We start from the raw sequence: 17,474 nt of genomic DNA on the forward strand, positions 1-17,474 counted from the left end.
CCGCCCGGGCCTGCTTACTTCACGATCTGCGCGAGGTCGCCGCTCTTGTACTTCTCGGCCATCTTCTCGAGCGAGATGCTCTTGATCTTGCCCGCCTGACCTTCGCAGCCGAACGACAGATAACGCGCCTTGCAAACCTGCTTCGCGGCTTCGCGGGCCGGCTTCAGGTAGTCGCGCGGGTCGAACTTGCTCGGGTTTTCGAACAGATAGCGACGGATCGCGCCGGTCATTGCCAGACGGATATCGGTATCGATGTTGATCTTGCGAACGCCGTGCTTGATGCCTTCGACGATCTCTTCGACCGGCACGCCGTACGTTTCCTTCATGTCGCCCCCGAATTCACGGATTTCGGCGAGCAGTTCCTGCGGCACCGACGACGAACCGTGCATCACCAGATGGGTGTTCGGAATGCGGCGGTGGATTTCCTTGATGCGGTCGATGGCGAGAATGTCGCCCGTCGGCTTGCGGCTGAACTTGTAAGCGCCGTGCGAGGTGCCGATGGCGATGGCCAACGCGTCGCACTGCGTCTGCTGCACGAAGTCGGCAGCCTGGTCCGGGTCGGTCAGCAGTTGTTCCCGGGTCATCGTGCCGTCGGCGCCGTGACCGTCTTCCTTGTCGCCCTTCATCGTTTCGAGCGAACCCAGCACGCCCAGTTCGGCTTCCACCGTCACGCCGATGTAGTGCGAGAACTCGACGACCTTCTTCGACACTTCGACGTTGTATTCGTAGCTGGCCACCGACTTGCCGTCGGCTTCGAGCGAACCGTCCATCATCACGCTAGAGAAGCCGCTCTTGATAGCGGCCATACACACGGCCGGCGATTGGCCGTGATCCTGGTGCATCACCACCGGGATATGCGGGTACGCTTCCACCGCAGCCGAGATCAGGTGGCGCAGGAACGCTTCGCCAGCGTACTTACGGGCACCGGCCGACGCCTGCATGATGACCGGCGCACCGACTTCGTCGGCGGCGGCCATGATCGCGGAGACCTGCTCCAGATTGTTGACGTTGAAGGCCGGCAGACCGTAGCCGTTTTCGGCGGCATGGTCGAGCAGCTGTCGCATAGAGACTAGGGGCATGATGTTCTCCTTGGAATCAAAAACTAAGCAAATCTTTCCTCGATCCAGAGGCGCCCCCCATGACGACAGCTCGCGTCGCGGCGCGGCGGGGGTCTTGCCCCCCACCCCGCCGCCCTCGCGCGGCCTTCATCGTCATGCGTGACCCACCTGGACGATCTTCAACGTATTGGTACCACCGGGTTGTCCCATCGGCTCGCCCACCGTCAGCACGATCGTGTCGCCACGCTTGACCACACCGCTCGAGAGCAACAGTTGCTCGGCTTGCTTGAGCGCGTGATCGCGGTCGTGCGTGGCGTCTGCGCGCATGGCGTAGACGTTGCGATACAGCGCCATCTTGCGGTGACTGCTCAGTTGCGACGTCAAGGCAAAAATCGGCACATGGATCTTGTGACGGGACAGCCACAACGCGGTCGCGCCCGACTCGGTCAGCGCCACGATCGCTTTCGCGCCAAGATGATACGCGGTAAACAGGGCGCCGGCCGCAATCGTTTGATCGATGCGTGTAAAAGTTTGGTCCAGCCAGTCCCGATCGAGTTCCACGGTCTCCGAGCGCTCGGCTTCGACGCAAATCGCCGCCATCGTTTCGATCGTTTCGACCGGATACTTGCCCGCGGCGCTCTCGGCCGAGAGCATCACGGCATCGGTACCGTCGAGCACGGCGTTGGCGACGTCCGACACTTCGGCGCGGGTCGGCACCGGATTGTGGATCATCGACTCCATCATCTGCGTGGCCGTGATGGTCGTCTTGTTCATCTCCCGCGCGAGCTTGATCATGCGCTTCTGAAGTGCCGGAACCGCCGCATTGCCGACCTCGATGGCCAGGTCGCCACGCGCGACCATGATGCAGTCCGAGGCCGCCAGAATTTCTTCGAGCGCCGGAATCGCTTCGGCACGCTCGATCTTCGCGATCATCAGCGGCTTGATGCCGTACGGCTCGCCTGCCACGTTCGCCAGACGCCGCGCCATTTCCATATCGGTGGCGTTCTTGGGGAACGAGACCGCAACGTAATCGGCGCCCAGCGCCATCGCGGTCTTGATGTCTTCCATGTCCTTGGCGGTCAGCGCCGGCGCGGTCAGCCCGCCACCCTGACGGTTGATGCCCTTGTTGTTCGACAGGTCGCCGCCGACCTTCACGGTCGTATGGATCTCCTGATCGATCACGCGATCGACGATCAGCACGATCAGGCCGTCGTTGAGCAGCAGCACATCGCCCGTGCGCACGTCGCGCGGCAGTTCCTTGTAATCCAGCCCGACGCGCTCATCGTTACCGAGTTCGCAGTTCGCGTCCAGAATGAACTTCGCGCCGGCTTCGAGCGTGGTCTTGCCGTTCTCGAACTTGCCAACACGAATCTTCGGGCCCTGCAAGTCGGCCATGATGGCCACTTCGCGGCCCGCCGCCTTGGCGGCCGCGCGCACCATCTCGGCGCGCTCGATGTGATCTTGCGCCTTGCCGTGCGAAAAATTCAGGCGAACGACGTCGACGCCTGCGGCGATCATGCGCGAAAGCACTTCCGGCGTGCTCGATGCCGGACCGATGGTGGCGACGATCTTGGTGGAGCGGTTCATTACATCCATCTCTTCATCCTCTTTTGGTAACAGCGCTTTCGACATTACTGGCGCTTAGAGGTTTGTAACGCAATTAGGCCGCCGCAGGTTAACCAAAAAGTTCGTATTGTCCGTACGAAATCGTTTGATTCGATCTCATACGTTCGCAATAAAGCGGTCAAAACCGCCGTCCGCGAACGCATTCCAGACCGCCCAACCTGCCCGCAAGCCCCGCCCCACCAGCCTTTGGACAACTCGCCCGGCGCGCCGGATCAGTTCGACTGCGCAGCGCGTTGTTGCAGCACGTCCACAGCCGGCAACGTCTTGCCTTCCAGGAATTCCAGGAACGCGCCGCCGCCGGTCGAGATATAGCTCACCTGATCGGCGATACCGTACTTGGCAATGGCGGCGAGCGTGTCACCACCGCCGGCGATCGAGAAGCCCCGGGCTGCGGCGATGGCGCGCGCGAGCACTTCCGTGCCGTGACCGAACTGGTCGAATTCGAACACGCCGACCGGGCCGTTCCACACGATCGTGCCGGCGTTGCCCAGTTGCTCGGCGAGCTTCGCGGCCGTTTGCGGGCCGATGTCCAGAATCATGTCGTCGGCGCCCACTTCGGCGACCGGCTTCACCGTCGCTTCGGCCGTTGCGCTGAATTCCTTGGCGCACACGACATCCGTGGGAATCGGCACCGAGGCGCCGCGCGTGGCCATGGCGTCGATGATGGCCTTCGCTTCGTCGACCAGATCGGCTTCGGCAAGCGACTTGCCGATCGGCAGTCCAGCGGCCAGCATGAACGTGTTGGCGATGCCGCCACCCACGATCAGTTGGTCGACCTTGTCGGCGAGCGTTTTCAGAATGGTGAGTTTGGTGGACACCTTGGAGCCGGCCACGATAGCCACGAGCGGGCGCGCCGGTGCGTTCAGCGCCTTGCCCAGCGCTTCGAGTTCGGCGGCGAGCAGCGGGCCGGCGCAGGCGATGGGCGCATACCTGGCGATGCCGTGCGTCGTGGCTTCGGCACGGTGGGCGGTGCCGAATGCGTCATTCACATAGATGTCGCACAGCCTGGCCATCTTCTGCGCCAGTTCGTCGTTGTCCTTCTTCTCGCCCTTGTTGACGCGGCAGTTCTCCAGCAGCACGACCGTGCCCGGCGCCACCTCGAAGCCGCCGTCGACCCAGTCGGACACCAGCTTCACTTCGCGGCCAAGCAGTTCCGACAGACGCTGCGCCACCGGGGCGAGCGAATCGGCGGGCCTGAATTCGCCTTCGGTCGGGCGGCCCAGGTGCGACGTGACCATCACGGCGGCACCGGCGTCGAGCGCCATCTGAATGGCCGGCACCGAGGCGCGGATTCGCGTGTCTTCCGTGATTCGGCCGTTATCGTCTTGCGGCACGTTCATATCGGCGCGGATGAAGACACGTTTGCCCGCGAGGCGGCCCTGAGCGATCAAATCGGAAAGACGTACGACGGAAGCCATGAGAATCCGGAATAAATAGTGGGAAAAACATGCATTTTAACCGATCCACCCCACCGGATGCCCATTTTCACGGCCGGGCGTTCCGCCTACAGGAACAGCCGTCCAAGCGTGTAGACAGCCATACCGATCGCGATCATCTCGATCATGTTCTTGCGCCAGATGAACCAGCCCGTGGCCGCCACCGCCGCTGCGAGCTTGTGATTGCCCAGATGCACCGCGAACTGATGATCGAGCAGCACCACTTCGGGCACCACGATCACGGCGAGCGCCGCGGCGGGCGCGTAGCGCAGCGCACGTTGCAGGCGCTGGGGCAGCGCGACCCGCTCTCCCGCGAGCAGGAAGAAAGTGCGGGTGACGATGGTGATCGCCGTCATGGCGACGAAAGCGAACCAGATTTCGAATGTGCTCATCCGCGACGATCCTCCGACGGATGACGCGCCGAGTGCACGGCGTCTTTCTGCGGTTCGACCGCGTTGGGGCCAGCCGCAGCGGGCGGGGACGCCGCGATCGGCACCTTCACCGGATGCGCCGGCGCAAGCCTTTTGGCATGGCGTGCCGCCAGTTCGTCGCACACCATGCCGGCCGCCAGCGCGCCGAGCACGCCCAGCACGAGATTGAGGCGATACGGCAGATCGAACGCCAGCACGCCGATGAGCGAGGCCAGCGCCACCGCCAGCATGGTCGAGCGGCTGTTGATCGTGTGAACCATCATGGGAATGAGCGCGAGCGTGCCGGCGAACCCGAGTCCCCAGCTGTCGGGCACGAGCGCTCCGAGCACGATGCCCAGAATCGTCGACACGTGCCAGACCGCCCAGTTGCTGAGCGTAATGCCGTAATAGGTCCCTTCCTTGCCCGGTACGTAGCCGTTGCCGAAGTTCTGATTCATGAACATCACGAATCCGAGATCGCCGTTGACGTAGCCGAGCGCAATGCGACGCGGCAACGACAGGTAGGAAAAATGCGGTTGCAGCCCGGCGCTGAAAATCACGAAGCGCAGGTTGACGATGCCGACCGTGAGCAGAATCGTCCACAGCGGCATGCCCGCGGCGAACAACGGCAGCGAGGCCAGTTGTGCCGAGCCGGCGTAGAGCATCAGGCTCATGCCGATGGCCTGCGGCACGGTCAGCACCGATTTGCTCATGGCGACACCGGTGACGAGCCCCCATGAAAAGATGGCGGGCAAAAGCGGCGAAATAATGCGAAAACCGGCCGCGAACCCTTCACGTTCAGCGGCAGGCAAACGAAGCATTGGCATGGTCGGCTGGGGGGGCGAGCGCCGTGACGAACGGCGCGGAGTCTGGCATTGCGGGGCAAAGCGGTCCCGACGGCGCCCGGCACGCCCAAGATGACCGCTAGCGGCCACTGCGCCCGCCAGGGTTGCCGGAATGTCTCTTGAATATGTTCGTCTTTGGCGGCGGACGACAAGCCATTATAGCCACGGTAAACGGTTACTTAGTACGCGAAAAACTGTCGTGCGCCTGATTTTTCCGATCTCGCCGCGGCGTTGTAGCATACGCACCACGCGGGCTGGCTGCGCGGCGCGGCGCCCGGGCATGGAACGGGTGAGCCATCCGCAAAGGGCTGCTGCTGCTTTACAATAGCGTCTTTTGGCAAGCGGGCAATGGCTCGCAACGCCCACCGAATACCCATCACGGTCCGAACCCCATGAGCGAAGTCAAACAAATGCCGGTCGTCGAAATCGGCGGCGAAGATCTCCCGGCCTACTGCCCGAACCCGAAGATGCCGCTGTGGAGCAGCCATCCGCGCGTCTACATCGACGTGAGCCATGGCGAAGCCGCCTGCTCCTATTGCGGCACGCGCTATCGTCTGAAGCCGGGTACCGTGATCAAGGGTCACTGATTTCCTGTTTGCCTCGCGATGCGGACCCGGTGGGCGGCGCGCAGCAAGTGCGGCTTGCGCCGATTGCCCCGCCCCGCCCGGTCCTCCGCCCGTTTCATCGTCACGCTTAACGTATAGAGTCTCCGCCACGATGCATAAAGCCTTGGTGATCGCCCCCAACTGGATTGGGGACGCGCTGATGGCGCAGCCGTTGTTTACCCTGCTCAAGCGTCTGCATCCGCGTCTGACCATCGATGCGATCGCGCCCGGCTGGGTCGCCCCGGTGCTGGAACGCATGCCGGAGATTTCGCGCGTCGTCGCCACCGACCTCGCGCACGGCAAATTGCAGCCGCTCGAGCGCTACCGGCTCGCGAGCGTGCTCGCCGACGAGGGTTACGACGCCGCCTACGTGCTGCCGAATTCGCTGAAGTCGGCCCTGATTCCGTGGCTGGCGCGCATTCCGTTGCGTATCGGATACAAGGGCGAGCAGCGCTACGGCCTGCTCAACGTGCGCCACACGAACCCGCGCAAGGACGAGCGTCCGCCGATGGTTCGGCACTACGCGGCGCTGGCGTTCGCGCCCGGCGCCAAACTGCCCGAGACGCTGCCCACACCGCGCATCGAGGCCGATCTGAACGAGTCGGCCCGCGTATTCGCGCGCTTCGGCCTCGATCTGCGCGTGCCGCTTGTGGTGTTCTGCCCGGGCGCCGAATTCGGGCCGGCCAAGCGCTGGCCGCCTGGTCACTTCGCGCAGCTCGCGCAGTTGGTCCGCCGCTCGTTCCCGTATGCACAGATCGTCGCGCTGGGTTCCGGCAAGGACGGCGCGCTGGCGCAGCAGATCGCCGCCGACGCCCCGTTCGTGCGCAACCTTTGCGGGCAGACCTCACTCGCCGAAGCCTGTGCGCTGCTCGCGCGCGCCAACGCCGTGGTGAGCAACGACTCGGGACTGATGCACGTGACGGCCGCGTTGCGCCGGCCGCAGATCGCCCTGTTCGGTTCGTCCGATCCGCGCCACACACCGCCATTGTCGGATCAGGCGCATATCCTGTGGCTACAATTGGAATGCAGCCCGTGTTTCGCCCGCGAATGCCCATTGGGCCATACGCGCTGCCTGAATGAACTGATGCCTGAGCATGTGTTCGTGAACCTGCGCAACATTTTGCTTACCCAGCGCTGAACCCCGGCGCCGGACCGCGCAAAATGCGAGACGTCGAAAGGCTTCGGCTCGATCCCGGTAACACTCAACGGTAAATCCTCATGCCACGTTTTGTCCGTCTGTTCGATGCCGCCAGTGAAACCATCACGGCCTTTTATGACGCGCTGCGCCGGGGCCAGACGGACCGCGCCATGGCGCTTTGGGCGAACGAGGATTTCGTCAGCTACATTCGCGCCGACGGCACTCGCTGGGACGGGCTCGAGCAGATCCGCAGCGGCCTCGTCGCGCAATTCTCCCAGAGCGTGGTGCTGATCGATTCGCTGGACACGACCGAATACGACACCGTCGGCACGGTCGTACACACGGCGACCGAAGCCATTCGTGTCGGCAACGAAGACGCCGGGCAAAACACTGCCCAGCTCATCCACACGACCTACGTTCTGGTTCACGAGCAGGGTGACTGGCGCTTCGCCCACATTCACTCCAGCCCGCTGCCGCCGCATGCCGTCGAGCAATTCAGCCTGATGATGCACGCGCGTCCGGACGGGCTGCATTGATCGGACCGGTGCCCGGATGACAGCGCGCCAGGCGCCCTTTCTCGCACAGGATTACCGGCCGCCCCGGTGGCTGCCCGACGGGCATAGCCAGACCATCTACCCCGCATTGCTTGGCCGCCGCCCGTCGGTCGAGTTCCGTCGCGAGACATGGGATACGCCCGACGGCGATTTCGTGGACGTCGACTGGCTGATTGCACCGCCCGCGTCCGAAAAAACGCCGCCCGCGCCCGAGGCACTGGTCGACACGCCGCTCGTCGTGCTGTTTCACGGGCTGGAAGGCGGCTCGGGCAGTCATTACGCCCGCACCCTCATGCGTGAAGTCGAAGCGCAAGGCTGGCGCGGCGTAATCCCGCACTTTCGCAGTTGCAGCGGCCGCCTGAACCGCGCCCCGCGCTTCTATCACTCGGGCGACAGCACCGAGGTCGACTGGATGCTGCAACGCCTGCGCGCCAGCACGTCGGGGCCGATCTTCGCGGCTGGCGTGTCGCTCGGCGGCAACGTGCTGTTGCGCTGGCTCGGCGAGCGCGAGGGCCATGCCTCGCAGGTCGTGAGCGCGGCCTGCGCCATCTCCGCGCCGCTCGATCTCCGGGCGGGAGGACTCGCGCTGTCCCGTGGTTTCAACATGGTGTACACGCGCAATTTCCTCGGCACGCTCAAGAAGAAGGCGCTGGCCAAGCTCGACCAGTACCCGGGCCTCTACGACCGTGCGCTCATGATGGCGGCGCGCGATCTCGGCGAATTCGACCATGTGGTGACCGCGCCGCTACACGGCTTCCATAGCGCCTTCGATTACTACACGCGCGCCTCGAGCAAGCCGATCCTGCCGGCCATCGAAGTGCCGACGCTCGTCATCAATGCCCGCAACGACCCGTTCCAACCCGCCAGCGCCCTGCCCGGCGAAGACGACGTGGGACGCTTCGTTCAATTGCTGCAACCCGCGCACGGTGGACACGTCGGCTTCATGAGCGGGCCGTTTCCGGGCGGCCTGACATGGATGCCGCGCACGGTCGTCGACTATTTCCGTCAGTTTCTGCGGAGTGCGGTGTGAATGCCGCGTGAGCGTTCCATGAGCCCGCCATGCGTGCCCGGCAAGTCCCATGCGAGCGCCGCGCAGGCGTTCCGGGCACGTTCCGGCCCATCGACATACATGAAGGTGTCCTAATGGATGAAATCGTTCGACAGGCGATGGCCAAGTGGCCCAATGTGCCGCATTGCTACGGCTGGCTCGCCCTGGATCGCCGAGGCCAATGGCGCATGCGCGACGAACAGGCCCAGGCCGAAGGCTCGGCGGGCGATCCGATTCGTCACGCCGCATTGATCGCGTTTATCGCCCGCAACTATGCAAGCGACGACGAGGGCCGCTGGTATTTTCAGAATGGCCCGCAACGGGTTTACGTGTCGTTGGCGTACGCGCCGTTCGTGGTGCGGCTGACCTGGGACGCGTCGGCGAACGACGGTCGCGGCGCGCCGGTACTCATCGATCAGTTGGGGAAGGCGTTCGTCCCGCAGATCTGTCTGCTGGACGAAGACGGCAACGTGGCCTTTGCGGGGAACGCGCAGGGCGAAGAGAATACGTCGCTCGCGTTGCTACACGACCACGACATCGATCTGCTTACGCAGGTCTCCAATCTGCCGCAGGCCTATGAGATTGCGCAGACGTCGGACGATACCGCAGAGGCCAAAGGCGCCGTGCGACTGCATTGGCGCAACGGCGATGCCTTGCCTTTCATGACGGTGCACGCTGGCACGCTGCCTCAGACGTACGGGTTCGAGCGCGATCCCCGCGCGAGCCGCGCCGATTGACACGCGCCCCGGGGACATCGCCCCCGGACGTTCTCGCTGCCGTAGACAACGATCGTCGAATATTGCCGCCGAGAATCACCACCGAGAATCACCGCCGAAAATCACCGCCGAAAATCACCGCCGAAAATCACCGCCGAAAATCACCGCCGAAGGTCGTCGCCGAAGGTCGTCGCCGAAAAGGTCGGGATATCGGCGCAGGTAGAACGTCTCGACCTCGTCCCTGGCGTCACGCTGTGTCAGAAGCCGCCACGGCTCGCGCGAGACGCCCGCGGCGAGCGCGGCGGTGCAGGCCACGCCCACGTACCAGCCGTATTGCCCGCCCTCGGTGCCGGCGACAGACGACGCGCCATAAAACGCGAACGACAGCAGGCTCGCGAATTGCCCGGTCAGCAGCGTTGCGCTGGCGACTCTGATACGCACGGAGGATGGCATCGCCATGACGCGTCTATCGACGCCCGTCATGGACAGACAAGCCCCGAAGATGCCAGCAGCCATCAATGCAGCCCCCAGCGCGACGACGGCACTTGAGGCCGACGCGGTAACGAGGCTCGCGCAGAGCGCCACCCAGACCGACAAGTAACCCGGCCTTCGTCTCAACACGCCGGATAACAGCGGGTGGACGAGAACGACACCGCCAATCGACCCGGCAACGAACATGGAGACCAGCCACCCCACTTGTGAGTCGTCGAGACCGGTGCATCTCACCAATTGGGGAATCAGTATCGGCACGACACCCGCCGTTGCAACACCGAGCAAGATGTCTTGCAGCGAGAAGAATCGTTCGGCTGGCAAACGGAATTTCAGCACGAAGCCCGCGAGCGCCAGTCGCCAATGCGTCTCACGGCGGGTTGACGCCGTGCCCCCGGCGACCTTCGTTGCCGGCCATACCGGCAATCGCAGCGCCGGTGGAATCAAGAAACACCCGAGTATCGCGACACAACCCATGGCGTATTCGTGGCGCCAGCGTGCCAATGCGCCGGCGGCCAGCAAGGGCCCGCCAACGCGACCGAGATTCACGACGACCCGCCGCAGACGAAATGCCGACAGTACGCGGGCTCTGCCCGGCGTCTCCGCAGGGTAGAGACTCAGCAACGGTTGCACGACTGCGAAGGCGATCACGGCAATCACATCGTTCACCACCCAAAACACGAGGCTTTGCGTGGCGCTCATCGCCGCCAGCCGTGAGACGCCGGTGAGCGCAATGACACCACAAGCCCCGCGCATGACCCGACCTCGGGGTAATCGTTCGGTCCACGTGGCAGCAAGAGGCAACGCGATGACGGCACATACGGCGAGCGCCATCTCGTAGATCACGACGCTCGCGGTGCCGAATCGCGCAAGCAGGACGAACGGCACCATCGCGTTCCACATGCCGAGATAGGCTGCGAGCAACGCATCCAGGAGCAAATAGATGACGAATGACGGCACGATGAGATGAAAAGATGAACAGCCGCCCCGATAGACTGGGCGCGGCCGCCGCAGCGTTGGGATGCAAGCTCAGCCGAACTGCTTGTTGAAGTCCTTCTCGTCTTCCTTGTCTTCGCGATAGCGGCGCTGGAACTCGTGCAGTTTCGCGTCGATGGTCGACATCTCGTAGAAGTCGGCGTCGCCCGCATCGCGCGCCAGCTTCAACTGGCTGACCGCCGCCATCCATTGCCCCTGCAAGGCATATTGCTCCGCGAGCGCTTCATGCTGGCGTGCACGCTTGCCGCCCGCCGCCCACGCCCCGGCCAGCGCCCGCCACCAGATCGGTTCGCTGCGGTAGCGCTCGACCTGCGCCTGCAGGAACTTCGTGGCTTCCGGTATGCGCTGGCTGGCAACGAGAGCGTCGGCGTACGCCATGTCGGCAGCCTGCGACAACGGAAACGCGGCGCGCGCTTGCGTGGCGATGCGCAACGCTTCCTCGGGGCGGCCCGACTGCCGCGCAATGTCCGAACCCAGCACGGCCAGACTCGGCGTGCCCGGCCCCGTCCCGCCAAAGGCCGTGCGCGACTTTTCCAGCGCATCGCGTGCAGGTTCCCAGCGGCGCTGCTTGAACTCGGCGAGTGCGACAGCGTACCAGGCACCCGCCACACTCGGGGCTGTCTGGGTGCGAATGGCGGTCCGTTGTGCGTCGGCGATCGTCGCGTAATCGCTGGCCGACTTCTGTTGCAAGACGAGCGCGCGGGCGCGCACGAACGCGTATTCCGGCGATTGCTCAGGCTGACGGTACCCCGCGCCGCGCGAGCGATTGAGCATGTCGGCAATGCGATCGGTCGTGAGCGGGTGAGTCCGCACATATTCCGGCACCCCAGCTTCGTTAATAGCGTCGGCGCGTTGCAGGCGTTCGAAAAAGGTCGGCATGGCGTATGTATCGAAGCCGGCCGCTTGCAGCAACTGAAAGCCGACGCGATCCGCCTCGCGCTCCGCGTCTCGCGAGAAGCGCAGTTGCCGGTCGACGGCCAGCCCCTGCCCGCCCATCGCGATCCCCATGCCGAGGTCGGGACTGCGCGCGCCGATGCCCGCGAGCAAGCCAAGCAGCAGCCCGCCGAGCGCAATCCACGAATTTTGCGATTGCTGCCCGAGCATGCGCGCGATGTGGTGTTGCAGCACGTGCCCCGTTTCGTGACCGACCACCGACGCCAGTTCCGACTCGGTGCGCGTGGTGACGATCAGGCCGGTGTTGATGCCGATGAACCCGCCGGGCAGCGAGAAGGCGTTGATCGCCGGATCGCGCACGACGAAGAACTCGAAGCTCTGGCTGGCATCGAGTCCGACCTTGCGGGTGGCCGACACGAGCCGGCTGCCCAACGCATTGATGTAGTCGGAGAGCAGCAGGTCCGAGAGGTAATCCGGATCGGCGCGGATCGCGCGCATCACCCGCTCGCCGAGTTTGCGCTCCATCGCAGGCGACAGGTCGGACGCCGAGCTCTGCCCCAGCGTCGGCAAGCCTTGCGCAGCCGCCCGTGTCGGCACGATGGCGCTTGCGAACGTCATGACCGTCATCGCGGGCAGCAGCGCCCCCGCGATGGCGCGCCGCCAGCAAGCGACGCCGCTCGCGCGGGAGGTGACGACATGGGGCGTGCGGGCGAGCGTCGGCATGAGCGTCACGTGGGCATGTGCCGGCGAAGCTGAAGGAAACCAGGCATCGCGCATGGCGGGCAGGACATGCTGGAAACCGCGCAAAACGAATGCGATGAACGGAACGAAGGCGACGAAGGTAACGGACGGGGCATCGGCGTGTGATCGGCGTGGTTGACGTGATCGGCTTACGGATGTCGGGAAAGGCGCAGATATGGGCGCAGCGCGGCGCTGGTCATTCTTGGCTGCTGCTATGATAGCAGCCAGTCGCGCACGTTCCGCACCCCGGCCCGAACGTTCGAAACGTCAACCGATTCAAGCTCGCGACCGGCACGAACGCGGCGCATCCGGATCGCTGCCGCGTGCGTTCCCGGACATCTCCGGGCGATTTCCGGCATCTTCCCAGCACCTTCTCAGCATCGACTCATGGCAGAACTCACCCACTTCGACACCGCCGGACAGGCCCACATGGTTGACGTCGGCGGCAAGGACAGCACGCACCGCATCGCGGTGGCGCGCGGCACCATCCGCATGAAGCCGGAAACCCTGGCGCTGGTTCGCACCGGCACGGCCAGGAAGGGCGACGTGCTGGGCATCGCCCGCATCGCCGCCATTCAGGGCGCCAAGCGCACGGCCGACCTGATTCCGCTATGCCATCCGCTGGCCCTCACGCGTGTGACGGTGGAGTTTCTGATCGACGACGGCGCGAACGCCGTTCATTGCCGCGCGCAGGTCGAAACCATCGGCCGCACCGGTGTCGAGATGGAAGCGCTCACCGCCGTGCAGGTTGGCCTGCTGACGATTTACGACATGTGCAAGGCCGTCGACCGCGGCATGACCATGACCGACGTACGCGTACTGGAGAAGCACGGCGGCAAGTCGGGCGACTGGGTGGTGTCCGAATAAGCCGCCAGCGGCGGGACGATTACAGGACGGCATACGGCGGCTAACCGGTTCGCGACGCCGTCCACTGCACTGCCAGAATGCTCGCGAACACCATCGCGAGGCCGGCAAACGCCAGGCCTTCGATGGCTTGCCCCAACAGCACCCAACCGAGTACGACGGCCGTGAGCGGGCTGAGCAATCCCAGCGACGACACGGCCACCGGCGCCAGTCGCGCGATGCCGCGAAACCACAACGCGTAGGCCAGCAACGCGCCCGCCATCGACAGATACGCGTAACCCGCCACCTGGAACAAGGTAAGCGACGGCAACGCCGGATCGGCCATCACCGCCACCGGCACCAGCATCAGTCCTCCCAGCAGCAGTTGCCAGCCAGTCAACGCAAGCACCGGCATGCTCATCCGCCAGCGACGCGTGAGATAGGTCCCCGTCGCCATGCTAGCCGCACCGGCCAACGCCGCCACGATCCCGACGGGCTCGAAGACCGTACTCGGGGACAACAGCAACACCGCCATGCCGACAACGCCAGCCGCGGCCGCCCACACGGTGCTCGCGAATGGGCGCTTGCGCTCAACGCCCCACGCCAACGCCATGACGAGCAACGGTTGAATCGCCCCCACCACGGCGGCCAGACCACCCGGCAGCCGGTACGCCGCCACGAAAAGCAACGCCTGAAACGCGCCGATGTTCAATGCCGAAAGCACCAGTAAACGCGCCCAATCGCCCTTTGCGGGCAAACAACGCGCATGGAGCAACAACAGCAATCCCGACGGCAATACCCGAATCAATGCCGCCGTGAACGGCCGGTCGGGTGGCAGGAGTTGTGTCGTCACGATATAGGTCGAACCCCAGATCACGGGTGCGAACGCCGTAAGCAGTACATCGAGTCCGCTCACACGCCCAGGGATTTTCGTGGTCACGATGATTTATCTTCAGTTCAAGATAAATCGAAGTTTGGTATCCTTTTGTCTTGATGTCAAGATAAAAAGGAACGACGTATGACGAATCGGCCGGCAGGGAATGACATGGCTCGACGGCAACAAGGGGACACGACTGGCGGGGATGCCGTCGACACGATCCTCGCGCAATGGCACCGCGAGCGTCCCGACCTGGATGTCTCGCCGATGGGAATGATCGGCCGCCTCAAGCGTTGTGCCGCGCTTGTTCAGCAACAACTCGACGCAACGTTCGCCGAGTTCGACATGAGCGGGTGGGAGTTCGACATGCTGGCAACGCTGCGCCGGTCGGGCGCGCCGTATCGGCTCGCCCCGACCGCTCTGTTTTCCACGTTGATGGTCACGTCGGGCACGATGACGCACCGGTTGCAGCGGCTGGAGGGCCGGGGATGGATCACGCGCGTCGCCAATCCGGACGACGCCCGCAGCACGCTCGTTCAGTTGACCGACGACGGCTTCGCGCTGATCGAGCGGGCGGTTGAGGCGCACGTTGCCAACGAACATCGTATGCTCGCACCGCTTACAAAAGCGTCGCTCACAAACATTGACACCGGATTGAGCGACTGGCTGCGCGTGCTGGAAGGCAACAAATAATGACACCCGGTCATGCCGGACGTGACAGAGGTCCGGCATCGCGAACCTGTGTGCCTCTATCGCGACGTCAGGTCATCGCCGGCATGGCGATCGTCATGCCGCCACGGCCGTGCCCACACGCTGACGTTGCGGCCAGAAGTACCACACGGCGCCAATCGCCTGCAGCACCACCAGCATTGCCCATGCCGCGAAGTGGCCCTGCGCGCTGTGCGTGTCATAGGCCCCCAGCACGGCCCCCACGCCGACCTGGCACAGAAAAATCAGCAGGAAGATAACGAGGGTGAGCGACGTGTTCACGCGTCCGATCAGGGTGCCGTGGAAGTGTTCGGCCAGGACTGCGTACGACAAAATGCCCGTACCGCCGAAGATTCCGTACGCCGCCCAAAGCCAGACCGGCGGAATCGGCGCACGCAGCATCAGTAGCAATTGCACGGCCACGAACAGCACCATGCCCACGCCCGAGAAGGCGAACAGGCTTACCCCGCGCCGCTCCAGCGAGCGCGCCGCCGCGCCGAACACCACGCTCCCGGCCATCATCGCCAGTCCAACGACCGAGACCAGCGAGGCCGCCTGCACTTCCGACAGCCCTTCGACATCGCGCATGAAGGGGGCCATCCACAGCGATTGCATCGCGTAGAACACACCTTGCGTGATCCCGGAGAGCGACGTCACTTTCCAGAACATGCCGCTGCTCAATACCTTGCGCACGCCTTGCAACGCCTCGGACAACCCGCCCGGCGCGTGTGAGCCGGGCTTCTCCGGCGCACCGAACCACAGCGCCACCGACATGACAACCGTAAGCGCCGCCAGCCCGAAGGACACGACCCGCCAGTCCGTCAGGCCCAGCAGCCAGTTCAGCGGCGTGCCGACGACCACGCCGCCCATCCCGCCCACGGCCATCACCAGACCATTGACCAGGGGCAGACGCGCGACCGGGAACCACTGGGCGAGCGCCTTGAACGCACTTCCCAGACACACCGACACGCCAACGCCGATAAGCAGACGCCCGACCATCAGCGCACCGATTCCTTGCGCCAAACCGAACGTCGCCGCCCCGGCCGCCGCAAGCAGCAGGACCAGCGACGCGACACGGCGCGGCCCGAACTTGTCGAGCAGCACGCCCGCGGGCAGTTGCGCTCCGGCGAAGCCCAGAAAGTAAAGGCTTGTGAGCAGACCGAGGTCGGCGGACGAGAGACCCAGTTCGCGCGTCATGAACGGCGCAAACCCGATATTCACCCCGCGATACACGTACGAGACGAAGTAGCCGCAGGCGAATAGCACGAAGATTCTGATGGCTTTCGACATGGAGTAAACCCTGATAGCTCGCTTGAGGTTCGATTGTCGATGCAACGGCGAATGGAAGCCAACGAAACCTTTGTGCTCGCATTGTGAGTAGAATTTGACACTATGTTCCAGCACCTCCCTCCCCTCCAATCGCTGCGTGCGCTTGAAGCAGCCGTGCGTCACCGGAGCTTTACGCGCGCCGCAGAGGAATTGAATTTAACGCACAGTGCGGTCAGTCATCACATGCGCTCGCTGGAGCAGCAACTCGGCACCGCGCTGTTTCGCCGGGCGGGTGCGCGGATGATTCCGACGAGCGTCGGGGCGCGTCTGGCCGAGCGCGTGCGCATCGGCATCTCGGAACTCGACGAAGCCATGACCGAGGCCAAGGCGGGCATCACGCCCGATGCCGCCCCGGCCATCGTCCGCCTGGAAATCAGCGTAATGACGGATCTGGCGGCGCAATGGTTGATTCCCCGGTTGTCGCGCTTCAGCGAGCGGCATCCCGGCATCGATCTGGTCGTGCGGATTCATGCGGACATCTCGGCGCCCGATCCGTATTCGGTCGACGTCGGCATCTGGCACCAGCGCGTGGAAGCGACGGGATTTGTCACCCGCAAGTTGCTCGACGACTTCGTGATCGCCGTCTGCCGGCCCGATCTGATCGCCCGGGTACCGGGCTTCACTGTCGCCGACACCCACAAACTGCCGATGCTGCGCTTCGCCTACCGGTCTTGGCGCGACTGGCAGATCGCAGCAGGCCTGCCGCCACACGAGCCGACGCGCGGGCCGATCTTCGACGACTCCGGTCTGTTGCTGCGCGCGGCTCTCTCGGGACACGGCGTTGCGACCGCGCGCAGTCTGCTCGTGCGCGATTCGCTCGCCGCGGGGGAATTGGTGCAGATAGGCGACGTGCGCGTGCCGCCAAGTCTGGAATACCACGTAAGCTGGCGGGAAAATCATCCGCGCGAACGGGCGATTCACGCGTTCTGGGACTGGATGCAGGAAGAGATTGCGGCCACGGCGCCGCTGATGCCGTCCCCCATCAAAGGCGGAACGAGCTGAACGAACGATGCGAACGATGCGAGCGGCGATGCGAACAATGCGAACAATGCGAGCGGTGCGAGCGGTGTGAGCGGTGTAAGCGGTGTGAGCGGTGTAAGCGCGTGTGAACGATGTGAACGGCGAACGAAGCGCGGGCGCATCGCGCATAAAAAAACGGCA

The 17,474-nt window shown here is 64.4% G+C and carries 17 protein-coding genes; 8 read left to right on the forward strand and 9 right to left on the reverse strand.

The features are described from left to right. Positions 1 to 14: 14 nt before the first annotated feature. The 5 genes from fba to AB870_RS16660 form a co-directional block, all read right to left on the reverse strand. On the reverse strand, positions 15 to 1,079 hold the full coding sequence (gene fba / locus AB870_RS16640) for a class II fructose-bisphosphate aldolase (protein WP_047905566.1): 1,065 nt from the start codon (positions 1,077 to 1,079) through the stop codon (positions 15 to 17). Positions 1,080 to 1,211: 132 nt separating this feature from the next. Further along, the gene (gene pyk / locus AB870_RS16645; RefSeq protein ID WP_047908318.1) at positions 1,212 to 2,645 is read right to left on the reverse strand and encodes a pyruvate kinase; all 1,434 of its coding nucleotides are present in this window, start codon (positions 2,643 to 2,645) and stop codon (positions 1,212 to 1,214) included. A gap of 251 nt (positions 2,646 to 2,896) precedes the next feature. Further along, complete coding sequence (locus tag AB870_RS16650) at positions 2,897 to 4,102, reverse strand: phosphoglycerate kinase (protein ID WP_047905567.1); 1,206 nt, start codon at positions 4,100 to 4,102, stop codon at positions 2,897 to 2,899. Between the two features lie 86 nt (positions 4,103 to 4,188). Beyond that, positions 4,189 to 4,512: an AzlD domain-containing protein gene (locus AB870_RS16655; RefSeq protein WP_047905568.1), complete on the reverse strand. Its 324-nt coding sequence runs from the start codon at positions 4,510 to 4,512 to the stop codon at positions 4,189 to 4,191. Then, on the reverse strand, positions 4,509 to 5,351 hold the full coding sequence (locus AB870_RS16660; protein WP_047905569.1) for an AzlC family ABC transporter permease: 843 nt from the start codon (positions 5,349 to 5,351) through the stop codon (positions 4,509 to 4,511). Before AB870_RS16660 ends, AB870_RS16655 begins: the two co-directional genes overlap by 4 nt. A gap of 416 nt (positions 5,352 to 5,767) precedes the next feature. Between AB870_RS16660 and AB870_RS16665 the strand changes: the two genes are divergently transcribed. From AB870_RS16665 to AB870_RS16685, 5 genes are all read left to right on the forward strand, one after another. Then, entirely contained in the window at positions 5,768 to 5,962 is a 195-nt protein-coding gene (locus AB870_RS16665) for a zinc-finger domain-containing protein (protein ID WP_047905570.1), read from the forward strand. Positions 5,963 to 6,092: 130 nt separating this feature from the next. Next, positions 6,093 to 7,118 carry a lipopolysaccharide heptosyltransferase II gene (waaF, locus tag AB870_RS16670; RefSeq protein ID WP_047905571.1) on the forward strand — a complete coding sequence of 342 codons (1,026 nt, stop codon included), beginning with the start codon at positions 6,093 to 6,095 and terminating at the stop codon, positions 7,116 to 7,118. Positions 7,119 to 7,198: 80 nt separating this feature from the next. Next, entirely contained in the window at positions 7,199 to 7,654 is a 456-nt protein-coding gene (locus tag AB870_RS16675; protein WP_047905572.1) for a nuclear transport factor 2 family protein, read from the forward strand. A 16-nt stretch (positions 7,655 to 7,670) separates the two neighbouring features. Then, complete coding sequence (locus AB870_RS16680) at positions 7,671 to 8,702, forward strand: YheT family hydrolase (protein ID WP_047905573.1); 1,032 nt, start codon at positions 7,671 to 7,673, stop codon at positions 8,700 to 8,702. Between the two features lie 113 nt (positions 8,703 to 8,815). Further along, the gene (locus tag AB870_RS16685) at positions 8,816 to 9,457 is read left to right on the forward strand and encodes a DUF2946 family protein (RefSeq protein ID WP_047905574.1); all 642 of its coding nucleotides are present in this window, start codon (positions 8,816 to 8,818) and stop codon (positions 9,455 to 9,457) included. 114 nt (positions 9,458 to 9,571) lie between these two features. Here the strand turns inward: AB870_RS16685 and AB870_RS16690 are convergent, their stop codons facing one another. Both AB870_RS16690 and AB870_RS16695 read right to left on the reverse strand, forming a co-directional pair. Next, entirely contained in the window at positions 9,572 to 10,885 is a 1,314-nt protein-coding gene (locus tag AB870_RS16690) for an MFS transporter (RefSeq protein ID WP_047905575.1), read from the reverse strand. Positions 10,886 to 10,954: 69 nt separating this feature from the next. Continuing rightward, positions 10,955 to 12,538 carry a M48 family metalloprotease gene (locus AB870_RS16695; RefSeq protein ID WP_237169967.1) on the reverse strand — a complete coding sequence of 528 codons (1,584 nt, stop codon included), beginning with the start codon at positions 12,536 to 12,538 and terminating at the stop codon, positions 10,955 to 10,957. A 405-nt stretch (positions 12,539 to 12,943) separates the two neighbouring features. On the opposite strand from AB870_RS16695, the gene moaC reads away from it, so the two are divergent. Continuing rightward, positions 12,944 to 13,423 (forward strand): cyclic pyranopterin monophosphate synthase MoaC, encoded by a 480-nt coding sequence (gene moaC / locus AB870_RS16700; protein ID WP_047905576.1) that lies wholly within the window; start codon positions 12,944 to 12,946, stop codon positions 13,421 to 13,423. 40 nt (positions 13,424 to 13,463) lie between these two features. On the opposite strand, the gene AB870_RS16705 is transcribed toward moaC, so the two are convergent. Further along, positions 13,464 to 14,315, reverse strand: coding sequence for an EamA family transporter (locus tag AB870_RS16705; protein ID WP_047905577.1), 852 nt, complete (start codon positions 14,313 to 14,315; stop codon positions 13,464 to 13,466). Positions 14,316 to 14,444: 129 nt separating this feature from the next. Here AB870_RS16705 and AB870_RS16710 point away from each other — a divergent pair, with 129 nt between their 5' ends. Then, on the forward strand, positions 14,445 to 14,969 hold the full coding sequence (locus tag AB870_RS16710) for a MarR family winged helix-turn-helix transcriptional regulator (RefSeq protein ID WP_047908320.1): 525 nt from the start codon (positions 14,445 to 14,447) through the stop codon (positions 14,967 to 14,969). A gap of 93 nt (positions 14,970 to 15,062) precedes the next feature. On the opposite strand, the gene AB870_RS16715 is transcribed toward AB870_RS16710, so the two are convergent. After that, on the reverse strand, positions 15,063 to 16,274 hold the full coding sequence (locus tag AB870_RS16715) for an MFS transporter (RefSeq protein WP_047905578.1): 1,212 nt from the start codon (positions 16,272 to 16,274) through the stop codon (positions 15,063 to 15,065). Between the two features lie 102 nt (positions 16,275 to 16,376). Here AB870_RS16715 and AB870_RS16720 point away from each other — a divergent pair, with 102 nt between their 5' ends. Continuing rightward, positions 16,377 to 17,315, forward strand: coding sequence for a LysR substrate-binding domain-containing protein (locus AB870_RS16720; RefSeq protein WP_047905579.1), 939 nt, complete (start codon positions 16,377 to 16,379; stop codon positions 17,313 to 17,315). Positions 17,316 to 17,474: the final 159 nt, after the last annotated feature.

Origin of the sequence: Pandoraea faecigallinarum (assembly GCF_001029105.3) — a bacterium.
Taxonomy (GTDB): domain Bacteria; phylum Pseudomonadota; class Gammaproteobacteria; order Burkholderiales; family Burkholderiaceae; genus Pandoraea; species Pandoraea faecigallinarum.

Excerpts from the sequence above, each read along its gene's own strand:
- fba (WP_047905566.1), bottom strand. The coding sequence starts at position 1,079 with ATGCCCCTAGTCTCTATGCGACAGCTGCTCGACCATGCCGCCGAAAAC.
- pyk (WP_047908318.1), bottom strand. The coding sequence starts at position 2,645 with ATGAACCGCTCCACCAAGATCGTCGCCACCATCGGTCCGGCATCGAGC.
- AB870_RS16650 (WP_047905567.1), bottom strand. The coding sequence starts at position 4,102 with ATGGCTTCCGTCGTACGTCTTTCCGATTTGATCGCTCAGGGCCGCCTC.
- AB870_RS16655 (WP_047905568.1), bottom strand. The coding sequence starts at position 4,512 with ATGAGCACATTCGAAATCTGGTTCGCTTTCGTCGCCATGACGGCGATC.
- AB870_RS16660 (WP_047905569.1), bottom strand. The coding sequence starts at position 5,351 with ATGCTTCGTTTGCCTGCCGCTGAACGTGAAGGGTTCGCGGCCGGTTTT.
- AB870_RS16665 (WP_047905570.1), top strand. The coding sequence starts at position 5,768 with ATGAGCGAAGTCAAACAAATGCCGGTCGTCGAAATCGGCGGCGAAGAT.
- waaF (WP_047905571.1), top strand. The coding sequence starts at position 6,093 with ATGCATAAAGCCTTGGTGATCGCCCCCAACTGGATTGGGGACGCGCTG.
- AB870_RS16675 (WP_047905572.1), top strand. The coding sequence starts at position 7,199 with ATGCCACGTTTTGTCCGTCTGTTCGATGCCGCCAGTGAAACCATCACG.
- AB870_RS16680 (WP_047905573.1), top strand. The coding sequence starts at position 7,671 with ATGACAGCGCGCCAGGCGCCCTTTCTCGCACAGGATTACCGGCCGCCC.
- AB870_RS16685 (WP_047905574.1), top strand. The coding sequence starts at position 8,816 with ATGGATGAAATCGTTCGACAGGCGATGGCCAAGTGGCCCAATGTGCCG.
- AB870_RS16695 (WP_237169967.1), bottom strand. The coding sequence starts at position 12,538 with ATGCCGACGCTCGCCCGCACGCCCCATGTCGTCACCTCCCGCGCGAGC.
- moaC (WP_047905576.1), top strand. The coding sequence starts at position 12,944 with ATGGCAGAACTCACCCACTTCGACACCGCCGGACAGGCCCACATGGTT.
- AB870_RS16710 (WP_047908320.1), top strand. The coding sequence starts at position 14,445 with ATGGCTCGACGGCAACAAGGGGACACGACTGGCGGGGATGCCGTCGAC.
- AB870_RS16715 (WP_047905578.1), bottom strand. The coding sequence starts at position 16,274 with ATGTCGAAAGCCATCAGAATCTTCGTGCTATTCGCCTGCGGCTACTTC.
- AB870_RS16720 (WP_047905579.1), top strand. The coding sequence starts at position 16,377 with ATGTTCCAGCACCTCCCTCCCCTCCAATCGCTGCGTGCGCTTGAAGCA.